Here is a 22,497-nt window from a genome sequence, read left to right as displayed (position 1 = left end):
GGCTACCAGTTCTCCTGGGTCGGCGCCGCGCTGGCGGGCCGTGTCTGCACGCTCAGTTCGAGGCCGTACATGGCCAGCAACGCGAAAAGTTGCTCCGATGTGATCGAGTCCGGATTGAGTTCCATCGCGGAGAGCCGGCTTTGGCTCAAGCCCACGCGCGACGCGGCCTGGGCCTGCGAAAGCCCTTTCGCGCGCCTTGCAGTGCGCAGGATCTGGCCAAGCTGGTGCGGATTGAGCAACGTGCGTTTCATCGCGGAGCGCCTATACGGGTTACCTGTTTGGCAGGTAAATGTATTTTACGCGTATGGCAGGTATTTGCAAATTAGTTGTGTGGCGGGTAAAGGGTGGTGATAGAGGGTTACGGGGAGCGTATCGCGGACGTTCATGTTTTCCGCGGCCCCGCCGATATACAAGTGACCGGGAAACGCATGCTTCGCGCCCGTGAAACCCACAGAGCCAAGTGATGGACCACCAATCGAATGAAGCCCGCACGACCCTGACCAGTTCAAACCAGTTCGAACTGCTCCTTTTCAGGCTCGGCACCGTGCCGGGCGACAGCGCGCACGAGCTGTACGGTATCAACGTGTTCAAGGTCCGCGAAATTCTCACGATGCCCGTCATCACGCCCATCGTTGGCGCGTCCCGCTGTGTGATGGGCGCGGTCAACATTCGCGGGCAGATCATCCCGGTGGTGGACTTGCCGCAGCTGATGGGCTGCGAACCCACGCGTGGCCTGAACATCCTGCTCGTTACCGAGTTCGCCCGCACGACGCAGGGATTCGCTGTGCAGGAAGTGGACGACATCGTGCGGCTGGACTGGAATCAGGTGCTTCCGGCTGAGGCGGCGGCCGGGTCGGGGCTCGTCACCAGCATTGCAAGGATCGACGGCAACACGGGGGATTCGCGACTGGCTCAAGTGGTTGACGTCGAGCAGGTCTTGCGTGACGTGCTTCCCGCCCATCAGCATGACTCGGCGGCCCCGGAAACCGCCGCGTTTCAGGTGCCGCCGGGCACCCGAATCCTCGCGGCAGACGACTCGGGACTCGCGCGCACCATGATTCAGCAGGCGCTCGGCGACATCGGCGCCGAATGCATCATGGCCAAGACGGGCGAGGAAGCGTGGCAGATTCTCATCAAGCTTGCCGATGAGGCAAAGCGGAACAAAACGCGCTTGCGTGATGCTGTATCGATGGTGCTCACCGACCTGGAGATGCCCGAAGTGGATGGCTTCACGCTGACGCGGCGTATCAGGGCGGACGAACGCACACGGGATATCCCCGTCGTGATCCATTCGTCGCTTACGGGCGCGGCAAATGAAGCGCACGTGCGAAACGCGGGTGCCAACGGCTATGTGGCCAAATTCCAGGCGGCGGAACTGGCAGAGACCATCCGGCACGCGATCGGCGCGTGATCTGACTGCGAAAGGCACTGGCCGTGCGGACATTCTCTTTGGAGTGGAGCGAACGAAGAACCAACGCGTCAACTGGCTGGCCGAGACTTTGGGCGTACTATTGTGACTGACATCGATCGACACGCCGGAACTCATCGTGTCCCTGTCGTGACGCAGCGCAATAATCCTGTGCAGTGAGCGCGGTCGCATGAACAGGGAATGGCACCCAGGGTCAATCCGAACGCCAGGAGCAGCCGATGCACGTAGCAGAAGCGGTGCCGACCACGAGCCCGCCCCTCTTCCTCGCCACGAAGGTTTATCCGCCGCGCCTGCCCGCCGGCCTGATCGACCGGCCACGGCTCGTCGCGCTGGCCGACAAGGCCGAATCCAGGCGGCTCACCGTCATCAAGGCGCCCGCGGGGTTCGGCAAGACATCGCTGGCGCTGGCGTGGCTCAATCGGCTCACCGCGAGCGGCGCCGTCGTCGCGTGGCTTTCGCTGGACGGCGATGACGACGAACCCGCGCGCTTCTTCCATCACCTGGCGCAGGCCTTGCACAACGCCTGTTCGACTGTCGGCGCGTCCGCGATCAGCCTGACCACCGAGGCGTCGCTCATGCCCGCCCAGTTGATCGGGTCGACGCTGATCAACGAACTGTTCGAGGTCGACGACGAAATCTATCTGTTCATCGACGACTATCACCTGATCGGCCAGCCTGCCATTCACGATGCGATGGCGTACTTCATCGCGAACATCCCGTCGAATACGCATGTCGTGCTCTGCACCCGCACCGATCCGCCGCTGCCGCTCGCGCAGCTGAGCGCGAAGAACGAATTGCTGGAAATCGACGCCGCCGCGCTGCGCTTCAACATCGACGAAACCCGCAGCTTCGTCGAACATGAATGCCCAGGCGGCCGGCACGCGGCCGGCATCCAGTCGCTGTTCGCACACACGGAAGGCTGGGCGGCCGCGCTGCGCATTTCCGCGTCGGTACTCTCGCGTGACGAAGGCAAAATCCTTCAGGACATGAACCCGCCATCCGGCGCATCACGGCCGTTCGCTGCGTACCTCGAAGACATGCTCAGGCGCCTGCCCGCAGAGATGGTCGGGTTCATGCTCCGCACCTCGATACTCGATCGCCTGTGCGCGCCGCTATGCGAAGCCGTCACAGGCATGGCCGCCGCGCAGGACATGCTGGAATCGATCTCCACGCGCCAGCTACTGCTCGAACCGCTCGACATCGAAGGACACTGGTTTCGCTATCACCATCTGATGGGCGAATATCTGCGGCGACGGCTCGACGTCCAGCATCCCACTGAAGTCGCCAGCCTGCATCGGCGCGCATGCCAGTGGTACGCCGAACAGGAGCAATGGACGGACGCCGTCAGGCATGCGATTGCCGCGGGCGACCCGGAACACGCCGTCTCGCTGATGGGCCATTGCGCAATGACGCTCGTCACGAAAGGCGATCTGCTCACGCTGCTCGGCTGGCAACGCCAGTTCCCGGCCCATCTGATGCGCGGGCAAGTCGGGATCACGCTCGCCATCGCATGGGGCATGGCGCTCGCGTTGCGTTTCGACGAAGCGCTGGCGATGCTCGAAGACATCGAGCGTGACGCCGGCGCAGGCAATGACGAAGCCGCCCGTAACATCCGCTGGGAATGCCAGGCGATCCGCTCGGTAATCGCCGGCTTGCAGGACGATGCACCGCGTGCGCTCGCAATCGCGCAAACGTGTCTCGAACATCCGTCAACTGACAGCTGGACCACCAACGTCGCATCCAACGTGGTGCGTTTTGCGCACTGGAAAGCAGGCAACCTCGGCGCGCTGTACGCGACGCCGTGGATTCCCTATTCGATCGAGGAAGACCAGCGCAACGTGTTCGCGTCCGTCTACCGGCTCTGCCTGCTCGGTCACGCCGAGATGCAACAGATGCACTTCGTGCTCGCCGAACGCTACTTCGCCGAATCGATCCGGCTCGCCGGGCGTCATTCGGGCCCGAAGTCGATTTCGGCCGCGCTGTGCGCGCCGATGATCGCGCAAATCTGGTACGAACAGGGCCGGCTCGACGAAGCCGAAGCGCTGCTCGTCGATCTGATGCCGCTGATCGACCTGGCCGTTCTGCTCGACAGCACGTTTTTTGCCTATCGGGTGCTCGTGCGGATCGCCATCTCGCGTGCGAACTTCGAGCACGCCTACGCGCTGCTCGATCACGCGCAATCACTCGGCTATATGCGCGGCTGGGACAGGATGATCGCCGGCGTTCACGTCGAGCGCGCGCGGCTTTATCTGAGGGAAGGCAGGATCACGGAAGCCGCCGCGTGTGTCGTGCAACTGGATCAACTGGCGGACGCGCGCGCCGCCGCTTCGAAGCCGGCCTCGCCCGAGATCGACACCTTCCGGGCTATCGCCGTGGGTTCGCTGGCGATGGAACAGCGCCGTACCAACGAAGCCGTCGAGTCTATCACGGCCGCATTGCGCAGCGTCGAAAGCCGGCATAACGACTATCTCGCGCTGCGCTTGCGCACGGTGCTCGCGCTCGTGTGGATGCGCGCAAACGATCAGGCCCGCGCCGTCGAGATCTTTCGCGACGTGCTGAATACGAGTCACGACATCTATCGCTCGATCATCGACCAGGGCGCGACAATCGGCCCGCTGCTGCAAGCAGTGCGCGACGACACGCGCTCCACGTCGACGACGAAGGAAACGCTCGCGTATATCGACCGTCTGCTGGATGGCTGGCGCGCGCTGCACGAGCCCGGCGCGAAACCCGCTAGCGACACGGTGCGCGACGCGTTGAGCGCAAGGGAACGGAGCATCGTCGAGCTGATTGCCCAGGGGCAATCGAACAAGGAAATTGCACGCACGCTCGGCATCTCGCCTGAGACGGTCAAGACCTACGTGAAGAATATCTTCGTGAAGCTGAACGTCGACAAGCGGGCGCAGGCCGTTGCGCGCGCGCAGGCATTGGGACTGGTTGCGGCGGGCTGATGCTGATGCCCGCATCTCGTCACGCGGCTAGCGTGACAGCGTGAATCAGCACACCAACCATCCCGCCGACGAACGTGCCGTTGATCCGCACATATTGCAGGTCGCGGCCGATCTGCACTTCGATCTTGCGGCTGACTTCATCCGCGTTCCAGCTTTTGACGACCTCGGTGATCAATGCGGATAACAGATGCCGATAGCGCACCACGAGTTCATGCGCCAGCGCGATCCACCACGCGTTGAGCTTGCGCTGGATCGAAGGCTCGCGCCCGATGCGCCTGCCAAGCGACAGCAGCCCACGCGCCAGCGTGTCGCGCACCGCCGACTGCTCGCGGCCGAGATCGGCAATGATGCGTGTACGCAGCCAGTCGAGCAGTGCGCGATAGCGGCCGGCACGCCGGAAATGACGCACGCAATCACACAGCAGCGACCTGCCAAAGCGGCGATGCGCCGTCGACGTCCGCAACTGCACGATCAGCGTCTGCAAGGCCTCGTCGAACTGACGGCGCAGCGGATGGTCCGGGCTCGCCGCGACTTCATGCAGCAGCGCGAGAACGCCTTCGATGAACTTGCGCACGATGTACGCATCGAGCGGCGCGGGCGTGTACCGTGATGCTTCGCTGAACTTGGCCTTGATCAGGTCTGCGTTCGACGTCAGCCACTTTTCGAGCGCCACGAGTCCATGATCCAGCAAGGGCCGATGCCGGTCGCCTTGCGTGAGCACATCGAGCGCGTCGCCTGCCACGCGGGCGATATCGAGCGTGCGTAACTGCGGCGCCACAATGCGGTCGAACAACCACGCGACGTCGGCTTCATCCATGTCGTCGAGCAGTCCCGCTAGCGAGTCCACGATCACAGCGGTCACTCCGCGGCTGTTCTCCGGCTGCGCGAGCCAGCGCGCGAGCGCCTGCGCCGCATTGTGACCGCTCAATCTGCCGATGATCAATTCCGGCTGCAGAAAATGCTCTTCGACGAAGCTGCCGAGGCTTTCCGCAATGCGCGGCTGATTGTGCGGAATGATCGCGGTATGCGGCAGCCGCAAACCCAACGGATGCCGAAACAGCGCGACGACGGCATACCAGTCCGCGATCGCGCCCGCCATCCCCGCCTCGGCGAACGCACGCGGCCATGCAAGCCACGCGTGATCGGCCTGCCACACGACACACGCCAGCAGCAGGACGCACATCAGCAGGAGCAGCGCCGTCGCCGTTCGCCGCATGCGATTCAGGCCGTGAATCTTGGCGTGTTCGCGTGCGTTGGCCGCTATCGGCCGTGCGTCGTCCTCGCCGCCCACGAAGAAACTCAACTCGCCTCCTGCCGCAGAAACCGGCGCACGACAGGCGCGACTTCATTCGCGCGCGAGATGAGAAAGAGGTGACCATCGTCGATCACGTAAAGCGTCGCGTTGCGAATCCGCGCCGCGAGAATCCTGGCGTTGGTCAGCGGCACGATGGGGTCGTCGCTGCCGTGCATCACGAGCGTCGGCTGGCGTAGCGAGCCGAGCCACGGCAGGCTGGTCCAGCCCGATGCCGCGAGCAGTTGATACAGGTAGCCGCGTCCGCGCGGCGGCTGTATGTGCCGGCTGTGCGCCTTGAGCAGCGACGGGTCGCGCCGGTATGCGCCGCCGTAAATGTCCGCCCCGACTTCCTGCAGGTACGCAGGATCGGTATAGCGGCGCGGTCCGATCATCTTCGACAGGACCGAGAGCTTGCCCGGCACCATCAGCACGCCCGGCGACGTGGCCGCAAGGACCAACCTCCGGCAGCGTCGCGGATACAGACGCGCGAACTGCTGCGCGAGCGCGCCGCCCCACGAAACACCGAGCACATCCACTTCGCCGTCGTGACCGAGGCGCGTCAGCAGCTTGTCGGCCAGCACCGACAACGTCGAAAAGCGGTACGGCACGACGGGCGCTGGCGAACCGCCGACACCCGGCACGTCGAAGATGATCACGCTCACATCGTCGAGCGCGGCGACGAACGGTTCCACCAGTTCGAGATTCGCGCCGATGCCGTTGAAGATGAGCAGCGGCGGCGACGCGTCGCTGCCCTGCCACGTTGCGACACGCAACGTCTGGCCATCCAGATCGATCGTACGGATTTGCATGCTGCAGGCAGATTCAGGGCTTATGTGCATTGTTATCTCCCAAATGTTCTTCTGGATGCGAGTATTGCATTCGATGCGCCGGCGTACCGCACGCGCTGTGCCGTATTACTTCTTCTTCGGTTGAAGCAGCGTCTTCAGCTCTTCGACACGCTCGGCGACGCGCTTCGTCACGACAGCGACGCTATCCGATTGCGCGCGATAAGCCGTGTCCGCGAGGTCCTGCACATCGACGAGCGCTTTGTGCAGCGTTTGCTTGACCGCGTCGCCCGCGCTGGCGATGGACTGTTCGCCCGGCTGCGTGAACCGCGCGACGAACGCCTGCAACTCTCCCAGCGACGTACGAAGAATCTCCGATTGCTTCTGCGCCAGCGACTGCACGCCTGCCAGCGCGGTCGTGTTGGCTTCGGCGATTGCCTCGATGTCCTTGCGGCGCGATTCGACCATCGCGCTGATATCGATGCCGGGCAGCTTGAACTGTCCGAAGAGCTTCGTGTACTCGGTGAAAATGCTGTTCTTGCTGGTCGATTCCATCGTCAATACTCCATAGGGACTGCGTTAAAGAAAAGTGTGAATGTCATGCTTCGAGGACGTAGGTTCCCGGCGCCTTCACGCCTGCGGGATGCCGCACGCTGCCGACTGAAGCGGGTGCGGCACGACGTTCGCCGGAACGCTCCGCGAGCCATTTGCTCCAGTTGCCCCACCACGAGTCTTTCTCGGGCTGCGCATTGGCAAGCCACGCATCGGCATCGGCGGGCAGCGAGGGATTGAGGAAGAACTTCGCCTTCGGATTGCCCGGCGGATTGATCAGGCTCTGGATATGCCCGGCCGAACTCAGCACGAAGCGCGTGTCGCCGCCGAAAATGCGCGCCGTGTTGTAGACGCCCTTCCACGGCGTGATGTGATCGGTCATGCCCGCCACCACGTAGGTGTCGCACTTCACGTCGGACAGGTCGATCGGCGTGCCGAGCACGGTCAACGCACGCGGCTTGCTGAACAGGTTGCCCGTGAAGATATCGAGCAGTTGCCCATGCATGCGCGCGGGCAAGCGGGTCGCGTCGTTGTTCCAGTAGAGGATGTCGAACGCGGGCGGCGCCTTGCCGAGCAGATAGTTGTTGACCCAGTAGTTCCAGACGAGATCGTTGGGACGCATCCATGCGAACACGCGGCCCATTTCCTCGCCGGCCAGCACGCCTTTCGATATGCTGTTCTGCTTCGCGGCCGCAATCGCTTCCGGCGTGGCGAATAGACCCAGTTGCGAGTCCGCCGTGTTGTCGAGCACCGCGACCATCAGCGTCGCGGCATGCACGCTCTTGTCGCCACGGCTCGCGAGGTGGCCGAGCAGCGCCGAAATGGTCATCGCACCCGAACACGCGCCGTGCAGATTGACGTCGTCGCTGCCGGTGATCTCGCGTACGGCCGCGATCGCTTCGAGCAGCGCGGCAACGTAGGTATCGAGATCCCAGTGGCTTTGCTCCACAGTCGGGTTACGCCAGCTCACGACGAATGTCTGAAATTCGTTCTTCACCAGATAATCGACGATGCTCTTGCCTTCGGACAGATCGAACACGTAGAACTTGTTGATCTGCGGCGGCACGATGAGTTGTGCTCGCGCATAGACATGCTCCGTTGCGGGCGCATACTGGATCAGCTCCAGCACTTCGTTGCGAAACACCACCGCGCCCGCCGACGTGCCGAGATTCTCGCCCACCTTGAACGCCGTCTTGTCCACCTGCGCGGGCATGCCCTGGTTTTGCAGCATATCCGTCACGAGATTGCGCACGCCGCCGAGCAGACTCGCGCCGCCCGAATCGATCACTTTCTTCAGCGCCGCCGGATTGCCGAGCAGCGTGTTGGTCGGCGACACGGCGTCGGTGAAAAGCGACAGCACGAACTGCGCGCGCTCCTTCGTTCTGGCGTCGAGCGCGGAACGGTCGACGAATCCCGTCAGCGCGTTGCGCCATGCGACGTAGCCCTGCATCGTCATCCGATACATCGCGTTGTCCTGCCACGCCGAATCGGTGAAGCGCTTGTCGCCTTGCGGCGGCTTGCAGTCCGCGCTGCCGCCGAGCACCGCCATCAGATCGTGCACCAGCGCCGCTTCCTGTTCGAAGACCAGCGAAGGCTGACGCAGCGCCTGTGTGCCGATCTGCTGTACCGTTGCCAGAATGTCGCGCGGGCGCAGCCCGACGAACGGGTTCGGTCCCAGCATGCCCTCGGCAGCCGATGCCGCAATGTCGTCCGGCTGGGCGCTTTGCGCTGTGCGTTGTGTTGTACTTGTTGCGATGCTCATTTCAGTCTCCGCCATCTTCTGCTCCATCTTCATCCGTGTCTTGTCGCTCAGGTCACCAGCATCGCAAGCGACTCAGCGATCAGTGCCGGTTTCTCCTCGCCTTCGATCTGCAGTTCGTTCATCGTCTTGATGATGATCCGTCCGCCCTCTTTCTTTTCCGCCGACAGCAGCGTCACGCGGCTTCGCACGCGCGCGCCTGCCTTGACGGGCGTCATGAAGCGCACCTTGTCGAGCCCATAGTTCAGGCCCGCCGATGCGTCGGGAGGAATCAACCCGATCTCGATCGCCAGCGCCGCCAGCAGCGAAAGCGTCAGATAGCCGTGCGCGATCGTGCCGCCAAATGGGCTCTCGCGTTTCGCGCGCTCGACATCGACGTGAATCCATTGCCGGTCGCCCGTGCAGGCGGCGAAGGCGTCGATGCGAGGCTGATCGACGGTGACCCAATCCGACACGCCCAGTTCGCGGCCCACGCAACTATCGATCGTCGCGATGCTGTAATCCTTGATGCTCATCGTGCTTGCTCCTTGAGAGAGATCGGGTCAGGCGAACTGCTCGCGCAACCACTTCTTGTTCGTCTTGCCGACGCTCGTCTTCTGCAGCGCATCGACGAACCTGACGATCTGCGGCACGGCGTACTTCGAAATCTGCCCCGTCTTGCTGAAACCCAGCACGTGTTGCTTGACGTCGTCTTCGCTGACTTGCGCGTCCTGCCTGAGCACGACGAGCGCGACGGGACGCTCGCCCCACTTGTCATCCTTGATGCCGATCACCGCGACTTCCGCGACGCCCGGATGCAGCGAAATCAGACTTTCGATTTCGAGCGAAGAAATCCACTCGCCACCCGACTTGATGACATCCTTGATGCGGTCAGTGATCTGGACGTTGCCCGTGGTGTCGATGTTCGCGATGTCTTGGGTATGCAGATAGCCGCCCGCCCACAACTGCGCGGACGCTTCCGGATTGTTCAGATAGCCCTGCGTGAGCCACGGCGTGCGAACCACGATCTCGCCATAGGCCTTGCCGTCGCGCGGCACGTCTTCCATCTGTTCGTTGACGATGCGCAGATCGACGAGCGGCACGGGATAACCCGTCTTGCAGCGCAGGCGCACTTCTTCATCGAGATCGAGCGGTTCCGTGTGCAGCGGGAGTTGCGCAAGACTCAGAACCGGGCAGGTCTCCGACATGCCATAGCCCACGAACACGTCGATACCGCGATCGAGCGCGGCGCGCGCGAGTCCATGCGGCAGCGCGCCGCCGCCGATCACGATCTTCCATTTGCCGAGATCCACATGCTTCGCTTCATCGCACGAGAGCAGCATGTGCAGGATCGTGCTGACGCAGTGCGAGAACGTGACGCCTTCGTCGCGCACCAGTTGCACGAGACGCTCGGGCACATAACGGCCCGGATAGACCTGCTTCACGCCGAGCACCGTGGCGATATAGGGCATGCCCCAGGCGTGCACATGGAACATCGGCGTGAGCGGCATATAGACGTCGCCGCGATGAAAGCGCTGGCCCGCTACCGGGCTCGCCAGCGCGGCCATCAGCGTGATGGTGTGCAGCACCAGTTGGCGATGCGAGAAGTACACGCCCTTCGGCAAGCCCGTCGTGCCCGTCGTGTAGAACGTGGTGGCGCGGGTGTTCTCGTCGAAGTCGGGAAAGTCGTAGTGCGTCGCGCTTGCGGCGAGCATCGCCTCGTACTCCGTCGCGAACGGAATGGTGTGTTCGCAGGCGTCGCTGCCCGGCTCGTCGATCCAGACGAACACGCGCACCGTTTCGAGCTGATCCTTGATCGCTTCGACCACAGGCAGAAAGTCGGTATGGACGAACAGGACTTCCGCGCCCGAATGGTTGATCGTGTACGCGATCTCCGTCTGCGAGAGCCGCACATTCACCGTCTGGAGCACGGCGCCCATCATCGGGACCGCAAAGTACGACTCCAGATAGCGATGGCTGTCCCAGTCCATCACGGCGACCGTCGTGCCGTGGCGCACGCCCAGATCGTGCAGGCCATTCGCGAGCCGCGCGATGCGCTCGCGCATCGTCGTGTAAGTCATCCGCAACTGGCCGCGGTAGACGATTTCCTGATCCGGCGCCTGAATGAACGTCGTGTGCAGCAACTGTTTGATCAGCAGCGGATAGGCGTAGGGTGTTGGCGTCGAATCGTGCCCGGCGTCCTGCATCGTTGTCTCCTCACATGTCGGGCGATGGGTCGGGCACACACAGGTCCGTCCTGGCCTGTCGCGCACCGTGCATCGCGAATGAGGCCATGATCGGTTTGTTCGGAGGGAAGCAATATCCCCTGAACAGGGGAGTCCCAAGCGGCAGCCGCATGGGCACACTGCGTCTGGAGGGAATGCAGGAAGGCGGTGCCGCAACCGCTGTCAAAAGCGGGGCGTCGGCTTACGTCGAGCCTACAGTCTGGAAGCGCCGACGCTGGCCGCGCGCAGCTGGTCGATGTCGAGAATCTGGATTTCGCCGAATTTCAGGCTGATGATCTGCTGGCTTTCGAGGCTCTTGAGCAGCTGGTTGGTGGTCTGCCGCGACAGCGACACCATCGATGCAAGGCTATCCTGCGAGAGCCGGATCTTGCTCTGCACCGCGTTGAGGCCGTCGTAGCCTTCGGCGATCAGCAGCAGGCGGCTGGCGATGCGTTGCGCGGCAGGCTGCAGCGCCAGCGATTCGGTGCTCTTGAACGACAGCCTCAGGCGTTGCGCCATCAAAAGCGCGAAATCGCGCCAGTAGCACGGCGTGGCGTCGAGCAGGTTTTGCAGCGCGGCTTCGGGCACATGCATGAACAGTGCGCGGCTGACGGCAATCGCATCGTGCGGGCGCGGCAAGCCGTCGAACATCGAGATTTCGCCGACCCATGCAGTCGGGCCGAGCACCGCGAGCAGGGATTCCTTGCCGTCGATGCCGACCGTGCCGACGGACAGCGCGCCTTCGAGCACGGCATACAGGCCGTAAGAAGGATCGCCGCACCGGTACAGCAATTGGCCTTTTTCGAGCCGCAGCAGCGTGGCGTGGCTCATCAGGTAGTCCTGCAGTTCGACGGGCAGGCCGCGAAACCAGGGCGTCGATTCGAGTTGAGGACGATAGTGAAGCAGCCTGGAATCCATGCACTTCTCGACGTGTCGGCTATGCGACAGATTTTACGCGGGATTGCCGACATCATGCGTTCACGGCTTTGGCCGCCAGCGCAGTCAGAAGCGCTGTTTCCAACGCACCAACCCTTGAACAAGGAGTCTCGCCGTGAGCTCATCCGATGTCAGCCTGAAGCACGCAGTGTCCCCCCCCGAATGGGAAGCACGAGTCAATCTTGCGGCGGCCTACCGCCTCGTCGCGCTGTTCGGCTGGGACGATCTCGTGTTCACACATATCTCGGCGCGCGTGCCCGGACCGGAACACCATTTCCTCATCAACCCGTATGGGATGATGTTCGACGAGATCACCGCGTCGTCGCTGGTCAAGATCGATCTGGACGGCCGCAAGGTGTCCGATTCGCCGTACGACGTGAATCCCGCTGGCTTCAACATCCACAGCGCAGTGCACGCCGCGCGCGAAGACGCGCTGTGCGTGATGCACACGCACTCGGTCAACGGCGTCGCGGTGTCGGCGCAGGAAGCGGGCTTGCTGCCGCTGTCGCAGCAGTCGCTGGTGGTGCTCGCGTCGCTCGGCTATCACAACTACGAGGGCATCGCGCTCAACGAAGAAGAAAAGCCCCGGCTCGTGCGCGACCTCGGCAGTAACGCGTATCTGATGCTGCGCAACCACGGTCTGCTGACGGTCGGCGCGACGCCTGCCGATGCGTTCGTCGCGATGTACTTCTTCGAGGCGTCGTGCATGATCCAGGTTCGCGCGCAGGCAGGCGGCGACAAGCTGCTGCCGATCGCGCAGCCGATCCTCGATGGCATCCGCAATCAGGTGACGGCAGCCACGCGCGGCGTGAGCGCCGGACAGCTCGTGTGGCCGGGACTTTTGCGGCGGCTCGACCGGAAGAACCCCGGCTATGCGGACTGACGCATAGCGATTGAAAGCACCGATGCGGGAACCGGGCGGCACGACGTTATGGGCCGTGCTTGCCGCCCGGCGCATCGGCAGAATTGGACAGCGGCTCGATCGAGACAAGGCATGGCGAAGATCTGTATCTATGGCGCGGGTTCCATTGGCTGCTACGTCGGCGGGCGTTTGCTCGCAGGCGGCAGCGATGTCACGTTCATTGCGCGCGAACGCATCGGCCGCCAGTTGCGCGAGCACGGGCTGACGCTGTCGCAGTTCGGCGATCGCCGCTGGTCGGTGCCGCCCGAGCGCATCGATGTATCGACGGACCTCACGGCGGCCGCCGCTGCCGATCTGGTGCTCGTCACCGTCAAGTCCGCGGCCACGCCCACGGTTGCGGCCGAGCTGGCAGGCGTGCTGCGCCCTGGGACGGTCGTGGTCAGCTTCCAGAACGGCGTCGGCAATGCCGATATACTGCGTGCCGCCTTGCCGAACCAGACGGTGCTCGAAGGGATGGTGCCGTTCAACGTCATCGAACGCGGGCCGGGTGCTTATCATCAGGGATCGGGCGGCGAACTGGAGGTCCGGCGCGCGCCCGGATTGCAGCCCTTCACCGGCGACTTCGCGAAGGCGGGATTGCCGCTGCAACAGCACGCCGACATGCTGCCTGTGCAGTGGGCCAAGCTGCTGCTCAACCTGAACAACGCCATTAACGCGCTGTCGAACCGGCCGCTGAAAGAAGAGCTGTCGCAGCGCGCGTATCGGCGCTGCCTCGGCATGGCGCAAGAAGAAACGCTCGCGCTGCTCGCGCGCGCCGGCATTCGCCCGGCCCGCTTGACGGCCGTTCCACCCGCATGGATGCCGCGCTTCCTCGGCTTGCCCGACACGTGGTTCGCACGTCTTGCCCGCGCGATGCTGACCATCGACCCGCTCGCGCGCTCGTCCATGTCCGACGATCTCGCGGCGGGACGTGCAACGGAAGTCGACTGGATCAACGGTGAAGTCGTGAAGCTCGCTCATCGTCTCGGGCTCGATGCACCCGTCAACGCGCGCCTCTGCCAGCACGTGCACGAAGCCGAGCAAAGCGATGCACGTCACGCGTGGACGGGCGACGCGCTACTGGCCGAACTGCGCGCTGCTTCGCGCGGTGTAACTGCGGGGAGCCAACGCTTGCCTGCGTAGCAGGCATTGCGTTGATCGATTCACATGGCGCTTATGACCGACACGTCCGAAGCAATGAGGACGAACCTGTGGTTCAGTGGATTGCCTTCTGCAGGGCAAGAGGCGCTCATGCGCCATTGCGAACCCGTTACGTTGCACGCCGGTGAATATCTGTTCCGGCGCGGCGACGCGCCGAATGGTTTCTTTGGGCTCAAATGCGGCAAGCTGAAGGCCTGCACGCTGCGCGAAGACGGCAAGGAAGCGATCCTCGCCGTGATCGAGGCGGGCAACTGGTTTGGACAGACTTCGATGACCAGCCGGCAGCCGCGCCTGCGCGATGTCGTCGCTCTCGAGCGATCGAGCCTGTTCGTCGTCAGGGCCCAGGCGTTCGACGAGTTGATGAAGAATCAGGCCTTCTTCCGCGCGGTTGCGGAGTTGCAGACGATCCACATGAACTGGCTTTATCGCATGGTCGAAGACGCGACCTTGCATTCGACGCGTGCACGCATTGCGCGCCGGCTGCTGCTGCTCGCTGCGGGCGATGTGACGATGCTGTCGCAGAGCCGCCCGGAGGTCGCCGTCTCCCACGACACGCTTGCGATGATGCTCGGCATCACGCGCCAGACGCTCTCGCTGGAACTCAAGGCGATGGCGGAGCAAGGAGCGATCGTCCTCCGGTATGGCCGGATCGAAATCTGTTCGAAGGAGATGCTGTGCTCCTTCCAGGAATCCCATTAATCGCTCCCGCCCGGCTTCACGCGGCCTAGAACGTATGCCGCAACCCGGCCATGATGCCCAGTTGCGTCGTACCGAATGCCGAACTCAACGCACTGATGCCCTGGAATTGCGCGCCAACCATGCCGCCGCGATACAGCGAGTAATCGGCTTCCAGATACGTATCCGTGCGTTTGGACAAGTTGTAATCCGCGACCAACTGAAACTGCGTCGTGTTGCCGTCAGCGGACTGGGTTTTCCCCGTCTGGATCGTGCGCCACACGTTGGCCGAAAGATGCGTGGAATCGCCTACCAGTTGCGTGATGCCGCCGAAGAACATCTTGCGCGCGGCGAACGTGTTGAACTTGAGCGCAGTCAATTCCGGCACGCTGAATGGACCATTCGGGAAGTTGCCGACAAAGTTCGCGTCCTGCCGGTTCACCGCCCAGCCCGCCATGACCGTGGTGCCGCCGAACGCGTATGAACCGCCCGCCGTCCACGACTTCAGGTGCGCCGATGTGTTCACGGCATCGCGCGAATCGAGATATCCGGCAGCCAGGCGTAACGGCGCGCCAGGCAGAAAAATCAGCGACGCACCGATCTGACTGCCCGAGCCGAACGCGCCCGCATTGCCGCCGAACGCATACGATACTTCGGCCGTCAGATATTGCCAGCGCGCCGCGTACTTGACCATGTTGCTGGTCCAGACGCCCTGCGCCATCATGACTTCCGGTCGAAATTGATAAAAGGTCGGCAGCCAGGGATTGGTGATGAAGGCACTCAACACCGCGTCGGAAAGGGGATTGATCTGCCGCCCCATCGTCAGCTTGCCATAGGTGCTGGATTGCAAGCCGACGAACGCCGTATTGAAGAAAGGATAAGCGGGATCGATCACCCCGCTGTTCGGAAAAAAGCGATCTTCGAGTTCGAACACCGCCTTGTTGCCGCCGCCGAGATCTTCCGTTCCTTTGAACCCGAACAGACTCTCTGTCGCGCCGCCGTTAGCGAGTCGAACAGCTGAATTGCCCTGCGGGTCCGCGTGTGTCGTGTAGCGAATGCCCGTATCGACGACGCCGTAAAACGTCACCAAAGATTGCGCATTCGATTGACCAGAATACAGTGTCGCTGTCGATATCACTCCCGCCACGATTCCGCTTCTCCGAGCGGTTTTTAACAGCATTCTCCTGACCTTCTTCATGCCTCGTCTCCAACCATTATGATTATGTCGTACAACCAAACACATCAACGGATCAGACGACGACTACGTACGATCTGACCCGCTGCGCTCAGCGCCCGGCGCCATACCTATACGTTGCCCGGAAAATATCGTGGCAACTGCCAGAAAATTTACAATTGACGGAGAGCTTGCACGACACAATCGACGCGCACGACACGCATGCTTCAGTGCGCCCCTGCCGCTGCGTCGCTGGCGCCTCCAGACTTGCCTGGTTTCGTGATCCAGATCAGCGGAATGATGACAATCATGACGATGGCGGCCCCGTAGAACACGTCGTTCAATCCCATCATTGCCGCCTGCGTTTGCACGGTATGGTCGAACATTGCAAACGACGCCTGTTTGCCGAGGCCGAACAGCGAATGGTAGGTATCGAGCTGCTGGTTGAAGATCGGGTTGGTCGGACTCGATTGCTGCGTCAGGATTTCATGGTGAAAGATCGTGCGGTTGTTCCAGATGACGTTCGCCACCGACGTGCCGATCCCGCCGAAGAACATACGCCCGAAAGTGGACAACCCGGCTGCGGCGGGAACCTTCTCGGGCGGTTGACCGGAGAGAATGATGACCGTCAGCGGTGCAAAGAACAGCGCCATCGGAATGCCTTGCAGCAGCGTAGGCAGGATGATGTATCCCTCGCTGAGATCCGTGTAGAAGAACGAGCGCATGTAGTAGACGATCGCGAAGCCGATGAACGCAAACGTGCCGATAATGCGGGCGTCGGAACGCGGCAGGATCTTGCCCATGATCGGCGCGCCGATCACCGCGAAAATGCCCAGCGGCGCGGTCGCGAGTCCCGCATCGACGGCCCGGTAGCCGAGGTACTCCTGCATCCACTGCGGCAGTAAAACTAGCGTCCCGAAGAAGATCCCATAGGCGACGGCAATGGAAACCGTGCCGCCAAGAAAGTTGCGCTGCTTGAAGAGCGTGAGGTCGACAATCGGATTCTTGTCCGTCAATTCCCATACGATAAACAGCGCAAGACCGACGGCCGCGACGATCGTCAGAATGATGATCGTATTCGACGAGAACCAGTCGAGATCCTTGCCTTTATCGAGCATCACCTGTAACGCCGCCACCCAGACGACCAGCAGCAGCAGTCCCACCTTGTCCACCGGAATTTTTCTCGATGGCGTATCGCGATGCCGGTACAGCATCCATACCATGCCCGCCGCGAACAATCCGACAGGGATATTGATGTAGAAGATCCACGACCAGCTATAGCTGTCCGTGACCCAGCCGCCGAGCGCCGGTCCGACGATGGGCCCCGTCACGACGATCATCGAGAACAGCGAGAGCGCCAGCGTTGACTTGTTCTTGGGCCATGAACTCAGCAGCAGCGCCTGCGACATCGGAATCAGCGGCCCCGCCACAGCGCCTTGCAGTATCCGGGCAAAGAGCAGAATGGGCAACGAAGGCGCAATGCCGCACAGCCACGACGCAAGCACGAACAGCAGGATCGATCCGACAAAGAGCCGCACCTGGCCGAGGCGTTGCGTCAGCCAGCCCGTCAACGGTATCGCTACCGAGTTCGCTGCGGCAAACACGGTGATAACCCAGGTGCCTTCATCGACGGAAACGCCGAGATTGCCGGAGATAGTTGGAATTGCAACGTTCGCGATCGACGAGTCGAGCACGGTCATGAAGCCTGCCAGGCCGACGACGAACGAGCCTAAAGCAAGCTTGGCTCCCGTCAGCGGAGGATGATTGGTTTGTTTGGTCGTCATAGTGATCCAGACATGATGATGCTGGCCTTCGTGAATACGGAAAAAGGGGCAGCGTGTGCATCGCATGCCCGGTCCAGATGCAAGCGCGTCACTCGTTCGCGGCGATGATGTGTGCGATCGCGTCGTTCGCCTCGTCGCCATACTTCGCGAACACGTCGGTCTTGTAGGTCGAACGGGGATCGACGGCCGTCAGCGAAGCCGCGTTGGTATCCTTCACGTCGACGTTGACGTTCATCGACAGCCCCACGCGCAGCGGATTCTTCTCCAGTTCCCCGGCAGGAATCTCGATCCGCACGGGCAGCCGTTGCACGACCTTGATCCAGTTGCCCGTCGCGTTCTGCGCAGGCAACAGCGCCAGTGCCGAGCCCGTACCCGGCGTGAAGCCGGCGACCTTGCCGTGATAGACAACCGACGAGCCATAGACGTCGGCCGTCAGCTCGACAGGTTGGCCAACACGAATGTGCCGAAGCTGCCATTCCTTGAAGTTCGCATCGACCCATACCTGATTGAGCGGAACCACCGACATCAGCGGCGTTCCGGTGGAAACGCGTTGCCCGACCTGGACGCTGCGCTGCGCGACGTAGCCCGTGACGGGCGCCGGCAACGTGGTGCGTGCGTAGGCGAGGTACGCATCCCGCACATGGGCGGCGCTGGCTTGCACGTCGGGGTGTTCTTCGATCGACGTGTTGGCCGTCAGCGCGCGGTTGGCGCCGAGTTGCTGCTTCGCGGCGTCGAGCGTGGCCTGCGCCGACTTGACGGCATCGCGTGCATGCGAAATTTCTTCGTCGGACACGGCGCCCGTCATACCCGTAGCAAGCCGGCGACGCAGATCGTCCTGTGCCTTGGACAGATCGGATTGACGCTGCGCGATGTCGGCGCGGTATTTGTCGTCGTTGACGTAGAGGCCGTGCACGCGTCGAACGGTCTGGCCAAGGTTCGCTTCAGCCTGTTGCAGGGCAATGCGTGCATCGGCAGGATCGATCTGCACGACAGGCTCGCCCTCCTTCACGACCTGCGTGTTGTCCGCGTTGACGCCGATCACGGTGCCTCCGACCTGAGGAGTGATCTGAACGACGTTGCCGTTCACATACGCATCGTCCGTTTCGACGTGAAAGCGCGCGACCGTGTAGTAATAGGCTCCGTAAGCTGCGCCCGATGCAGCCAGCGTCGCGGCTAGCAACGCCAGCAGCAGCTTGCGCTTTCCGGCTTTCTTCGGCGGCTCGCTTACGTGTTGGGGTTGGGGTTGGGGTTGGGGTTGGGGTTGGGGTTGGGGTTGGGATTGAGGTGCATTCATCGTTGAACTCCAGCAAGGCTTGATCGATGCCGTCCATCGTTGGATGGCGGCGGCTCGAATGGGTTAGTCGGTTGTCTTGACGTTCGAAGGGGTTGGAATTGGCGTGTCGGTGTTCGACGCGAGGCCGGCTTGCGTTGCGTCGAAGCCGCCGCCCATCGCCTTGATCAGGCTGATTTGCTGATCGCGGCGCGCCATCTGCAGGTTGATGACGGACCTTTCGGCTGCGAGACGGTTGTCGTCCGCGTTCAACACCTGCAGTTGCTGGTTCAAACCAGCCTTATAACGAACCAGCGCCAGTTGATAGGCCTGTGTCTGTGCGTCCAGCGCCTGCCGCGAGTCGACCAGTTGACGATCGGTCGACTGAATTTGCGAAACCTGCGTGGCAACATCGGACAGCGCATTGATCAATGTGTGGTTGTAGTTCGCCACGTCGTAGTCGAAGTCCGCATAGCGCTCCTTCAGTTGCGATCGCAGCGCGCCGGCATCGAAAATCGGCAAATGGATTGCCGGTCCTGCCTGAATCTGACGACTCGATGCCGTGAGGAAACGTCCCCAGCCAAATGCGTCGAGACCCGCCGACAGCGAAAGATTCACGTCCGGGTAGAACTCGGCCTTCGCTTCCTTCACGTCGTGCATGTCCGCATCGACCTGCCAGTAAGCGGCCACGATATCGGGCCGTCGCGAGATGAGGTCGGCTGGAAGGTTGTCCGGCAACGCGACCACGCGGCTCGCACCGAATGACGGATTGGCGATCTTCAGTCCACGGTCGGGCCCCTGCCCCAGCAACGCGCCCAACTGGTAACGCACCGTTGTGATCTGCCCGTCGAGATCGCTGACGCTCGAACGGCTGGTTGCTGTTTCGCCGTACGCAGTCTGCTTTTCGACGTTCGTATCGAGGCCTGCGCCGACGCGTCCATCCGTGATCCGCCCGATGTCCTCGCGATTGTTCACTTCGCGGCTCTCGACGTCGCGCAATGCGTAAAGGAGCGCGAGGCGGTTGTAGGTGCTTGCGACCGACGCAGCAAGCGTCACGCGGACCTCTTCGGCTTCCGCCTGGGCCACCCTTTCCTTCGAAACGGCCTGACGAAGCCGCTCGCGATTCTTGCCCCACAAGTCGAGGTCCCACGACGCGCTGACCAGCAGATTGTTTTCACTCTGCGTCGAGCCCGCATAGGGCGGCGGCACGATCGCGTTGGCCGAGAAGTGTTCCCGGGTCCACGAATAGCTGCCGCTTACGTTGGGATAGAGCAAGGATTTCGCACTGCCGACATAGGACGTCGCTTTCTCGATGCGGGCGCGCGCCTGATCGATGGTCGGGTTATCCTTCAGCGCTTCGTCGATCAGTTTCGGCAATTGCGGATCGCCGAACTGCTGCGCCCAATCGAGCGCGGGCCATTGACCGCCCTGGTCCGGCAAGCTCTGCTTCGTTTCATACGTCGAAGGAGACTCGATCTTCTTGTCGCTCTTGATGCCGGCGTAGTTGACGCATCCCGCCAGACTGAATGCCGCGACTGCCGCAGCGAGCAACGCAGCCGATTTGCCGGCGAACGACCCGCTTCGCCCTCCATTCGATCTGCTTTCCAATGTCCTCATGTTCAATTGCGTGATCATGCTTTGGCATCCGTTAAAAAGTGTATATGCACATACTAAGATTCGTTGAGGCACTCATCAATGCGCTGGAATGCATCAGTTTGTTGCCGTGTAGTTATCAGACGTTGGGCACGTCGCGCGTGACGCGGAACAGTTCGTTCCTCAGATGCACGGCCTGCTGCTGGCCAAACACGACTTCGAAATTTGCCTGAGCAGCGCGCCAATGAATGGTCGCCAGTTCGAGTCTTTGATGACCCTTATCGGTGAGCATGAGGCGTAAACGTCGGTTGACCCGCTCCTCGGTGGGCGCCATCACGAGGCCATCGCGCAGCAGCGGCTTGAGGATGCGTACGAGCGTGGTCCGGTCCGTCACGAGCGCGTCGGCCAGTTGAACCATCGTTGATTTCGGATGACGATTCAGCATGCTCAGGATGCTGAACTGCGTCGGCGTAATGCCGACCTTGGAAAGATGGCGTTCGTACAACTTCGAGATATGCCGCGCTGCCTGCCGTACGGCAAAGCAATCGTCGGTTTCGGATGAGATCGGGTTCATTTCTACGGGATAGTCTGTGACACCGTGTTCTTTTTATATTCGGCATCCTTAGTATTTAAATTACATCTGCCGGCTCGCTGGCAGCCTTGCTTCAGTCGCGCTCCGCCTCAAGCGAGCGACGCTTCAACCGTGCAGCGTTTTCAGCGCTGCGCAAATCGGTGCCGAAAGATTTCGTCGCCCAGCTAAGTGCACCGATCCATCCCGCTATGGTCCATCCAAGGACGAGATTGAGGAGTAGGACACGGGCCGCTTCCTGCTTCAGCCTGCGACGGGCGATCATTGAAGGTGTGAAATAAACGCCCACACCGATTGCGATCAATACGTAAGACATGAATATGTGCATCTGGCACCTGTTCTGATAACGCTCGACTTCAAGAAAAAGCACTTGAAAGTGCATGCGCACAGAATAGCCAAACGATGTGTGGGAATCGATGCCTGTCACACCATCAAACTGTTGTTTCCAGGTACATCAATCAATGCAGCCGTGGCCGGACGCGTACCGGCGCAATTGGGGGGACGGCCGTCCTACGTTCCGTCAGCGCGGCGCCGTACGTTCGAAAAAATCCGTCGCGTGGTCAATGAATGCGCGCACCTTGGCGGGCAGTAGCGTCCGGTTGCTGTAAGCCAGGCGGATCTCGATGCCAATGTCGGCGAGCTCAAAATCCGCGAGCAGACGAACGAGCGTGCCGGACGCCAGTTCGTTCTCGATGAGCGAAACGGGCACGATTCCAATGCCGAAACCCTGCAGCACCATTTCCCGGTTGAACGCGGGGCTGTTCGACGACACGTCGAAATGAAGGGGAATCGTCAGCTCCTCGTTTTCGAGCCGAAAGCCGACGCTCGGTCGTCGAAGCGAAGGCGACATCGCCACGAAGAGATGATTGGCCAGTTCCGACGGATGCTTCGGCGTGGACGCCCGTTGCAGATACTGCGGTGTCGCGACGATGATGAAGGGAATCCGCTCGAGCAACCGCACCACGGTCGTCTCGCTCGTCAACATATAAGGCACCACGATGCCGAGATCGTAGCCGTCGGCCACGAGGTCGACGGGGCGCTCGGTTAGCGTGAGGTCCAGCGTGACTTTCGGGTGTGCGCGTTTGAATTCGGCAATCAGCGGGACGAGGCGCTCCATCGTGGCAGTCGTATGGGCGACGAGGCGCAGCACGCCGCCCGCCTCTGTTGTCTGGTTGCCGACGTCCGCTTCGAGTGCGTCCAGATCATCGAGTATGCGCACGCAGCCTTCATAGAATCGCTCGGCTGCCTCGGTAAGCGATACCTGGCGCGTTGTCCGGTGCAGCAGCCGGCAACCTACGCGCTCCTCCAGCGCCGAGATGGCCCGCGACACCGCCGGCCTGGCCATGCCATGCATGTCGGCTGCTCGCGCGAAGCTTTTCAATTCGACCACTGACCGGAAAACGCGCAGGCTTTCAACGTAGTCCATGGGGAAATCTCGCT

At 62.0% G+C, this 22,497-nt stretch carries 20 protein-coding genes; 5 read left to right on the top strand and 15 right to left on the bottom strand.

The features are described 5' to 3' along the window. Nucleotides 1-2: 2 nt before the first annotated feature. Nucleotides 3-251, bottom strand: a complete 249-nt coding sequence (locus tag H1204_RS39420) for a helix-turn-helix transcriptional regulator (RefSeq protein ID WP_180734061.1) — start codon at nucleotides 249-251, stop codon at nucleotides 3-5. 212 nt (nucleotides 252-463) lie between these two features. Between H1204_RS39420 and H1204_RS39415 the strand changes: the two genes are divergently transcribed. Together H1204_RS39415 and H1204_RS39410 are read left to right on the top strand one after the other, a co-directional pair. Next, a complete protein-coding gene (locus H1204_RS39415) occupies nucleotides 464-1,411 on the top strand; it encodes a chemotaxis protein (RefSeq protein WP_180734060.1) in 948 nt (315 codons plus the stop codon). Nucleotides 1,412-1,647: 236 nt separating this feature from the next. Next, the gene (locus H1204_RS39410) at nucleotides 1,648-4,380 is read left to right on the top strand and encodes a LuxR C-terminal-related transcriptional regulator (protein WP_180734059.1); all 2,733 of its coding nucleotides are present in this window, start codon (nucleotides 1,648-1,650) and stop codon (nucleotides 4,378-4,380) included. Nucleotides 4,381-4,399: 19 nt separating this feature from the next. Here H1204_RS39410 and H1204_RS39405 read toward each other — a convergent pair whose 3' ends face one another. From H1204_RS39405 to H1204_RS39375, 7 genes are all read right to left on the bottom strand, one after another. Then, nucleotides 4,400-5,683, bottom strand: coding sequence for a DUF445 domain-containing protein (locus H1204_RS39405; protein ID WP_180734058.1), 1,284 nt, complete (start codon nucleotides 5,681-5,683; stop codon nucleotides 4,400-4,402). Next, on the bottom strand, nucleotides 5,680-6,513 hold the full coding sequence (gene phaZ, locus H1204_RS39400; RefSeq protein WP_180734057.1) for a poly(3-hydroxyalkanoate) depolymerase: 834 nt from the start codon (nucleotides 6,511-6,513) through the stop codon (nucleotides 5,680-5,682). The genes H1204_RS39405 and phaZ overlap by 4 nt, the downstream gene beginning before the upstream one ends. Before the next feature lie 75 nt (nucleotides 6,514-6,588). Continuing rightward, nucleotides 6,589-7,014, bottom strand: coding sequence for a TIGR01841 family phasin (gene phaP / locus H1204_RS39395; protein WP_180734056.1), 426 nt, complete (start codon nucleotides 7,012-7,014; stop codon nucleotides 6,589-6,591). A gap of 43 nt (nucleotides 7,015-7,057) precedes the next feature. Next, nucleotides 7,058-8,788, bottom strand: a complete 1,731-nt coding sequence (locus tag H1204_RS39390; protein ID WP_180734055.1) for an alpha/beta fold hydrolase — start codon at nucleotides 8,786-8,788, stop codon at nucleotides 7,058-7,060. 32 nt (nucleotides 8,789-8,820) lie between these two features. Continuing rightward, the gene (locus H1204_RS39385; protein WP_180734054.1) at nucleotides 8,821-9,285 is read right to left on the bottom strand and encodes a MaoC family dehydratase; all 465 of its coding nucleotides are present in this window, start codon (nucleotides 9,283-9,285) and stop codon (nucleotides 8,821-8,823) included. 27 nt (nucleotides 9,286-9,312) lie between these two features. After that, nucleotides 9,313-10,956 carry a fatty acid--CoA ligase gene (locus tag H1204_RS39380; RefSeq protein WP_180734053.1) on the bottom strand — a complete coding sequence of 548 codons (1,644 nt, stop codon included), beginning with the start codon at nucleotides 10,954-10,956 and terminating at the stop codon, nucleotides 9,313-9,315. Nucleotides 10,957-11,187: 231 nt separating this feature from the next. Next, the gene (locus H1204_RS39375) at nucleotides 11,188-11,892 is read right to left on the bottom strand and encodes a Crp/Fnr family transcriptional regulator (protein WP_180734052.1); all 705 of its coding nucleotides are present in this window, start codon (nucleotides 11,890-11,892) and stop codon (nucleotides 11,188-11,190) included. A 133-nt stretch (nucleotides 11,893-12,025) separates the two neighbouring features. Between H1204_RS39375 and H1204_RS39370 the strand changes: the two genes are divergently transcribed. The 3 genes from H1204_RS39370 (at nucleotide 12,026) to H1204_RS39360 (ending at nucleotide 14,671) form a co-directional block, all read left to right on the top strand. Further along, nucleotides 12,026-12,793, top strand: a complete 768-nt coding sequence (locus H1204_RS39370; RefSeq protein WP_180734051.1) for a class II aldolase/adducin family protein — start codon at nucleotides 12,026-12,028, stop codon at nucleotides 12,791-12,793. 111 nt (nucleotides 12,794-12,904) lie between these two features. Further along, nucleotides 12,905-13,954 carry a 2-dehydropantoate 2-reductase gene (locus tag H1204_RS39365; protein WP_180734050.1) on the top strand — a complete coding sequence of 350 codons (1,050 nt, stop codon included), beginning with the start codon at nucleotides 12,905-12,907 and terminating at the stop codon, nucleotides 13,952-13,954. A 108-nt stretch (nucleotides 13,955-14,062) separates the two neighbouring features. Further along, complete coding sequence (locus tag H1204_RS39360) at nucleotides 14,063-14,671, top strand: Crp/Fnr family transcriptional regulator (RefSeq protein ID WP_180734049.1); 609 nt, start codon at nucleotides 14,063-14,065, stop codon at nucleotides 14,669-14,671. Between the two features lie 25 nt (nucleotides 14,672-14,696). Here the strand turns inward: H1204_RS39360 and H1204_RS39355 are convergent, their stop codons facing one another. The 7 genes from H1204_RS39355 to H1204_RS39325 form a co-directional block, all read right to left on the bottom strand. Continuing rightward, the gene (locus H1204_RS39355) at nucleotides 14,697-15,734 is read right to left on the bottom strand and encodes a porin (RefSeq protein ID WP_243468969.1); all 1,038 of its coding nucleotides are present in this window, start codon (nucleotides 15,732-15,734) and stop codon (nucleotides 14,697-14,699) included. A 314-nt stretch (nucleotides 15,735-16,048) separates the two neighbouring features. After that, nucleotides 16,049-17,605 carry a DHA2 family efflux MFS transporter permease subunit gene (locus H1204_RS39350; protein WP_180734047.1) on the bottom strand — a complete coding sequence of 519 codons (1,557 nt, stop codon included), beginning with the start codon at nucleotides 17,603-17,605 and terminating at the stop codon, nucleotides 16,049-16,051. Nucleotides 17,606-17,693: 88 nt separating this feature from the next. Then, the gene (locus H1204_RS39345; protein ID WP_243468873.1) at nucleotides 17,694-18,899 is read right to left on the bottom strand and encodes an HlyD family efflux transporter periplasmic adaptor subunit; all 1,206 of its coding nucleotides are present in this window, start codon (nucleotides 18,897-18,899) and stop codon (nucleotides 17,694-17,696) included. A 63-nt stretch (nucleotides 18,900-18,962) separates the two neighbouring features. Further along, nucleotides 18,963-20,492, bottom strand: a complete 1,530-nt coding sequence (locus H1204_RS39340; RefSeq protein ID WP_180735196.1) for an efflux transporter outer membrane subunit — start codon at nucleotides 20,490-20,492, stop codon at nucleotides 18,963-18,965. Nucleotides 20,493-20,607: 115 nt separating this feature from the next. After that, nucleotides 20,608-21,042, bottom strand: coding sequence for a MarR family transcriptional regulator (locus H1204_RS39335; RefSeq protein ID WP_180734046.1), 435 nt, complete (start codon nucleotides 21,040-21,042; stop codon nucleotides 20,608-20,610). A gap of 91 nt (nucleotides 21,043-21,133) precedes the next feature. After that, complete coding sequence (locus H1204_RS39330; protein WP_243468871.1) at nucleotides 21,134-21,484, bottom strand: superinfection immunity protein; 351 nt, start codon at nucleotides 21,482-21,484, stop codon at nucleotides 21,134-21,136. A 93-nt stretch (nucleotides 21,485-21,577) separates the two neighbouring features. After that, nucleotides 21,578-22,483 carry a LysR family transcriptional regulator gene (locus H1204_RS39325; RefSeq protein ID WP_180734045.1) on the bottom strand — a complete coding sequence of 302 codons (906 nt, stop codon included), beginning with the start codon at nucleotides 22,481-22,483 and terminating at the stop codon, nucleotides 21,578-21,580. Nucleotides 22,484-22,497 lie beyond the last annotated feature (14 nt).

Origin of the sequence: Paraburkholderia sp. PGU19 (assembly GCF_013426915.1) — a bacterium.
Taxonomy (GTDB): Bacteria; Pseudomonadota; Gammaproteobacteria; order Burkholderiales; family Burkholderiaceae; genus Paraburkholderia.
This window is presented reverse-complemented; position numbering and strand designations above follow the sequence as displayed.